4 protein-coding genes and 1 rRNA gene are annotated in these 5,619 nt (G+C 69.9%); 3 read left to right on the forward strand and 2 right to left on the reverse strand.

All coding sequences use genetic code 11. The features are described from left to right. Positions 1–532 (reverse strand): HAMP domain-containing protein (locus AB0G16_RS38195; protein WP_362815833.1); only part of this gene is annotated, 532 nt, incomplete at its 3' end. Positions 533–825: 293 nt separating this feature from the next. Here AB0G16_RS38195 and AB0G16_RS38200 point away from each other — a divergent pair. The 3 genes from AB0G16_RS38200 (at position 826) to AB0G16_RS38210 (ending at position 5,018) form a co-directional block, all read left to right on the forward strand. Further along, positions 826–2,451 carry a PucR family transcriptional regulator ligand-binding domain-containing protein gene (locus AB0G16_RS38200; protein WP_362815835.1) on the forward strand — a complete coding sequence of 542 codons (1,626 nt, stop codon included), beginning with the start codon at positions 826–828 and terminating at the stop codon, positions 2,449–2,451. A gap of 9 nt (positions 2,452–2,460) precedes the next feature. Next, positions 2,461–2,856: a cupin domain-containing protein gene (locus AB0G16_RS38205; protein ID WP_362815837.1), complete on the forward strand. Its 396-nt coding sequence runs from the start codon at positions 2,461–2,463 to the stop codon at positions 2,854–2,856. Between the two features lie 968 nt (positions 2,857–3,824). Next, complete coding sequence (locus AB0G16_RS38210; protein WP_362815839.1) at positions 3,825–5,018, forward strand: phosphodiester glycosidase family protein; 1,194 nt, start codon at positions 3,825–3,827, stop codon at positions 5,016–5,018. Positions 5,019–5,316: 298 nt separating this feature from the next. Here the strand turns inward: AB0G16_RS38210 and rrf are convergent. Further along, positions 5,317–5,433, reverse strand: a 5S ribosomal RNA gene (gene rrf, locus AB0G16_RS38215). Between the last annotated feature and the right edge of the window lie 186 nt (positions 5,434–5,619).

The following is a 5,619-nucleotide window of genomic DNA, read 5'->3' on the forward strand; positions in this document are numbered from 1 at the left end:
GGCCGTCGGTGCCGACCTCGCGGGCGACCCGGGTCACCTCGTCGGCGAACGACGACAGCTGGTCCACCATCGTGTTCAGCGTGTTCTTCAGCTCCAGGATCTCGCCGCGGACGTCCACGGTGATCTTCTGCGACAGGTCGCCGGTGGCCACCGCCGTGGCGACCTGGGCGATGTCGCGCACCTGGTCGGTGAGGTTGCCCGCCATGGCGTTCACCGAGTCGGTGAGGTCCTTCCAGGTGCCCGAGACGCCGGGCACCTCGGCCTGCCCGCCGAGCTGTCCCTCGGTGCCGACCTCGCGGGCCACCCGGGTCACCTCGGAGGTGAAGAGCGAGAGCTGGTCCACCATGCCGTTGAACACGGTGGCGATCTCCTGCAGCAGCCCGTCGCCGTCCTCGGGCAGGTGGGTGCCGAAGTCACCGTCGCGCACCGCCGTCAGGCCGGCCAGGAGCTGGCGGAGGTCGAGCTCCTCCACCCCCGCCGCGCCCGTGACGGCCCCGCCCCGTCCCGTACCGGCCGTCTCAACCACGTTCATATCGGCTCACATCGCGCCTCTCGGCTCGGCCGGAAAGCCTCTCGGCCCGTCCAGAAAAAGGTGAGGTCATCCTAAGGCCACGGAAACGGAACGTCCCGGCGCACCCCGGGCGCGCTCCAACGGCCCAGGACCGGCCCGGGACCGGCCCGGGACCGGCCCGGGACCGCGCCGCGCGTTCCGGGAACCGCGGCCCCCGGGACCGCGCCCCCCTCTCCGACGGCAAGGGCAGCGGGCGAACAGCCTGTAAGAAGAGATCAACTCGTACTTACATGTTGATCGGATACGCTCGATGCGTGCTCCCTACCGTCGCCGACGTCCTCGCCCTGGACACCGTCCGCCGGAGCAATCCGCGCGTGGTGGCGGGGACCGACCGGCTCGACAGCCGGGTGCGCTGGGTGCACGTCGGCGAGGTGACCGACATCGCGCACCTGCTGCGCGGTGGTGAGCTTGTGCTCACCACCGGCATCGCCCTGTCCGACGACCCGGGCAGGCTCACCGACTACATCACCGAGCTGGTCGCGGTGGGCGCCTCGGGGCTGATCGTGGAACTGGGCCGCAAGTTCGTCGGGGAGCTCCCCGCCGCCCTGGTCACCGCCGCCGAGGAGCTCGGCCTGCCCCTGGTCACCCTGGCCAGGGAGACGCCCTTCGTGCAGATCACCGAATCCGTGCACGCCCGGATCATCGACGCCCAGCTCGAGGAGCTGCGCGCCTCCGAGCAGTTGCACGAGGTCTTCACCCAGCTCTCGGTCGAGGGCGCCTCCCCGGCGAAGGTGCTCGGCCAGGTCTCCCGGCTGTCGGGTCACCCCGCGCTGCTGGAGAACCTCACCCACCAGGTCCTGGCCTGCGAGACCGCGGGACGTGACACCGGCACCCTGCTGGCCGGTTGGGAGAGTCGTTCCCGCGCGGTCTCCCCCGGTGCCCGTACCGCCTACGACGCCGCCTCCGGCTGGCTGGTGACGATGGTCGGCGCGCGGGGCCAGGACTGGGGACGCCTGATCCTGCTGTGCGACAGCGAACCCGGCCCGCGCGACGTCGTGCTCGCCGAACGCGCCGCGACCACCCTCGCCCTGAGCCGCCTGCTGGAACGCCATCAGGAGTCATTGGAACGCCGGGCACACGGCACGATCATCACCGGCATCCTGACCCACGCCTACGCCGACCCCGAGGAGGCCGCGGCCCGCGCCCGCGCGGTCGGCGTCCCGCTCACCGGACGGCACCTCGTCAGCGCCGTGCTCCGGCTGGTCGAACCGGCCGACGGCCCGCTGGACGGACAGGAGCAGCTCGCCCGGCTCGGCGAGCTGGCCGACGCGGCCGCCGCCGCCTGCCGTGAGGCCCGCCTGCCCTCCCTGATCGGCGCCCTGGACCAGAACCGGGTCGGCGTCCTGCTCCCGCTGCCGCCGCGCGTCCCGGCGGAGTCCGCGCTGTCCACGCTCGCCGAGAAACTGCGCGCGACCTTCGCGATCCCCTTCGTCCTCGCGGCCGGCTCCGTGGTCGAGTCGGTTCGCGACGTGCGGCGCAGCTTCCTGGAGGCCGAGCAGGTCGCCGACGTGGCCGTCAGGCAACCCGACGGGCGCCCCTTCTACCGGTTGCCCGATCTGCGGTTGAGAGGGCTGCTCCACCTGCTCCGCGACGACGCCCGGTTGCAGACCTTCGCCGAGCGCGAGCTCGGCCCCCTGCTGGCGCACGACGCCCAGCGCGGCGGCGACCTCGCCGGGATCCTCCGCGTGTACCTCGACGCGGGCCGCAACAAGGCCGTCGCCGCGCAGCGGGCCCACCTGTCGCGGCCCGCCTTCTACGATCGCCTCCGCAGGTTGGAGCGCGTCCTCGACACCGATCTGGACGATGTCGAGTCCTGTCTCTCCCTCCATGTCGCCCTGCTGGCGCTGGAGTCCATCCGGAGAGACGGTCCCCGCCCCTGAAAGGTCCCCATGCCCGACATCTTCATCCCCGAGGCCGCCGATCTGGCCCGGATGCTCACCGCCGCCGGAGCCTTCTCCGTACCCGCCGGCGATGTACGGCTCTCTCCCGAGGAGCTGGAGCCCGGCCAGGTCCTTGCGGGTTCCCCGAGGCTCTCCTCGTTCGAGCTGTGGTCCTCGCCCGACGGCAGGCAGAGCCGGGGCATCCGCGAGCTCACCGAGGGCACCGTGATCGACGTGGAACGTGACAACCTGGTGGCCGTCCTGGCCGGACGCGCCACCCTGGAGGTGGACGGGGGCGCCGTCCTCGACCTCGTCCCGGGGTCGGTCTGCCTGCTCGCGGAGGGGGCCAAGACCGTCTGGATCGTCCACGAGACCCTGCGCGTGGTGTATCACCGCGCGAGCTGACGCGCTCCCGTCACCGTGGCTCGCGCCCGCCGTTCGCGCTCGGGTCTGCGGCTCGTGCCCGCGGTGCGTGCTCGGGCCCGCGGTTCTTCACGGCGGTTCATCACGAGGTCAGGGCGACCCGCCCTGACCGTGCTCGTCGGGTACGGCGTCCACCCGGACGCCGCATCCGCCGCGTTCCCGCCTCCGGCGTCCTCAGTGCCGTCAGTGCCGTCAGTGCCGTCGGCGCCCTCGGCCTTCCCCACATCCCGGGTACTCCGGCACGTTCGGGAACGGTCTCGACACCGCCGGCGTCGGGCGTTCCTGCGGCGCCCGTGATGTCGTCCGCGCAGAGGTGGAGGGCCTGGCCGCGCGGGCGGGTCAGTATCGCGCTCCAGGGACGCCCCGGAGCGGGCCTGCGATGATCACTGTGAGAGCGCCCGGCCCCATGACGGCCGCCTCCCGGAAGACGTGCCGCTCACTCTGAGAAAATGCGGCCTGTCGCACTGTGACGCCGCTTTCTCACCTCGGGGGAAACAGCCTGGACCAATCCTTATCGGCCAGGGGATCCATCCGTCCGCCCCCTTAAGACCCGCCTGGTCGGCAGGGGTATGGACTGGGGTGATCCGCCACACTTTCTTGCGATGTTTCGCGTGTTTCGCTCCCCTGAAGCGGTAAATCTCGGCACGATGGTCCACGAAGTCGGAGACCAATGGGGAGAGATATACATGTCGCGACGTCTTGTCGCCGGATTCACGGTGGTGGCGCTCACGGTCACGGCGGTTCCCGCCGAGGCCGAGCGGGTGAGTTCGGGGTTTCCCTCCTCGGCTTTTCCGTTGGGCACGAACATGGCCACGACGAGGAATGCACAGAGCGTGGCACCGGGAATCACCCTTTTTACGGTGAAACACGGCAAATCCACACAAGGATGGACAGTCTCCGCACTTATGCCCAATGGGCACGATAGTGGCCGTCTTGCCACCGCTCAGACGGTGGCCGAAGCGGTGGAGTTCGCCGGGTTCACCCCCAGCATCCTGAAGATCGTGCAACCCGCCGCCGCGGACGCGCCCGCCGTGGAGCAGTACATGGTGCGGATCGGCCTGTGGTCGTTCGGCCAGCGCGCCAAGGCCGACAAGGTCGTGAAGGAGCTCAAGAAGCAGGGCGTACGGGCCAAGACCGACTATCTCGGCGACGACGGCGCCGAGACCACCGGCCCCTGGGACATGCGCGTGCTGGTGGTCGACCCCAAGCGGTTCCGGGGGTCGTACAAGACGAGTGTCGGCAAGAGCGTCGCCAAGCGTGAGACCACCGGCTCGATGTCGAAGCTGAACGGCGCCATCGCCGGAGTCAACGGCGGCTTCTTCAACATCCACACCGCCAAGGCGCTCCAGGGCGACCCCGTCGGCGTCTCCGTGGTCGGTGGCCGGCTGCTCAGCGAGGCCGTGACGGGTCGGAGCGGGCTGGTCATCGAGGGCCGCAAGGCACGGATCACCGAGTTGGAGACGGTGGTCACCGCGGTCTCCACCGACGGCACGAAGACGGCGGTGAACGGCGTCAACCGTGCCGCCGGACCCGAGGAGCTGGTCCTCTACACCGAGGAGTTCGGCAGCAGGACGGCGGCCGACGGCGGCATCGAGGCCGTCATCGACTCCCAGGGCATGGTCAAGCTGCGGCAGGCCGGCGGCATCGTCGCGCGGGGCACCTCCGTCCTGCACGGCACCGGCCTCATGGCCGTCTGGCTGCAGGAGCACGCCGCCAACACCGGCATGAAGGTGGACACCAAGGTCATCGATCTGCGGACGCGCCGCGCCATCCCGCTCACCCCCACGACCTACGTCATGGGAGGCGGGGTGGGACTGGTCAGGAACGGCCGGGTACGCGTCACCGCCGCGGCCGACGGGCACGCCTCGATCAACATGATGCTCCGGCGTCACCCGCGCACGATGGTCGGCGTCAACAAGTCCGGCGGGCTCATCCTGGCCACGGTCGACGGGCGCAACCCGGGAGTCTCGGTGGGCGCCTCGATGGTCGAGGGGGCCCGGTTGATGCGCTGGCTGGGCGCCAAGCAGGCCATCAACTTCGACGGCGGCGGCTCCAGTGTGATGGTCGTCGGCCACAAGGCCGTCAACCGGCCCTCGGACGGCGCTGAGCGCACCGTGGGCGACGGCCTCTTCATCACGCCCTGAGAGAGGAACTCCCTCCGCGTGATTCCGGGGGCGTCGGGTCCGTCCTGGACCCGGCGCCCCCTCGGTCCTTGACTCACACCCTCCCGCCCACTGGCCACTGCCCTCGGTCTCTGACCGTGAGCCCTGTCTCTTCGCAGGCGAACCGTTCTCCGGCAGACGAGCCCCGAGGAAGGTGCCGCCGGCCGGGAAAAGGGTCCTCGGACGGCGCGGCGCCAAGGGGGCGAGCAGCGCGGAACACGAGACCGGGCCGGAAACACGAAAGGCCCCCACCGACGGTGGGGGCCCTTCACGAAAGATTGTCCGGCGGCGACCTACTCTCCCACACCGTCCCCGGTGCAGTACCATCGGCGCTGAAGAGCTTAACTTCCGGGTTCGGAATGTAACCGGGTGTTTCCCCTTCGCCATAACCGCCGTAACTCTATGAAACACACAAACATTGTTTGCTGTCTCAGAATTGCATAGTGGACGCGAGCAATACCTTGGTCTGGCGCTGCTCCGGACCCGGCGAAGGGACAGAGCGCTGCACAGACCAAGCCATGTTGCTTTGTGGTCAAGTCCTCGGCCTATTAGTACTGGTCAGCTCCACACATTACTGCGCTTC

It is taken from the genome of Streptosporangium sp. NPDC023615, from assembly GCF_040640155.1.
Classification (GTDB): domain Bacteria; phylum Actinomycetota; class Actinomycetes; order Streptosporangiales; family Streptosporangiaceae; genus Streptosporangium.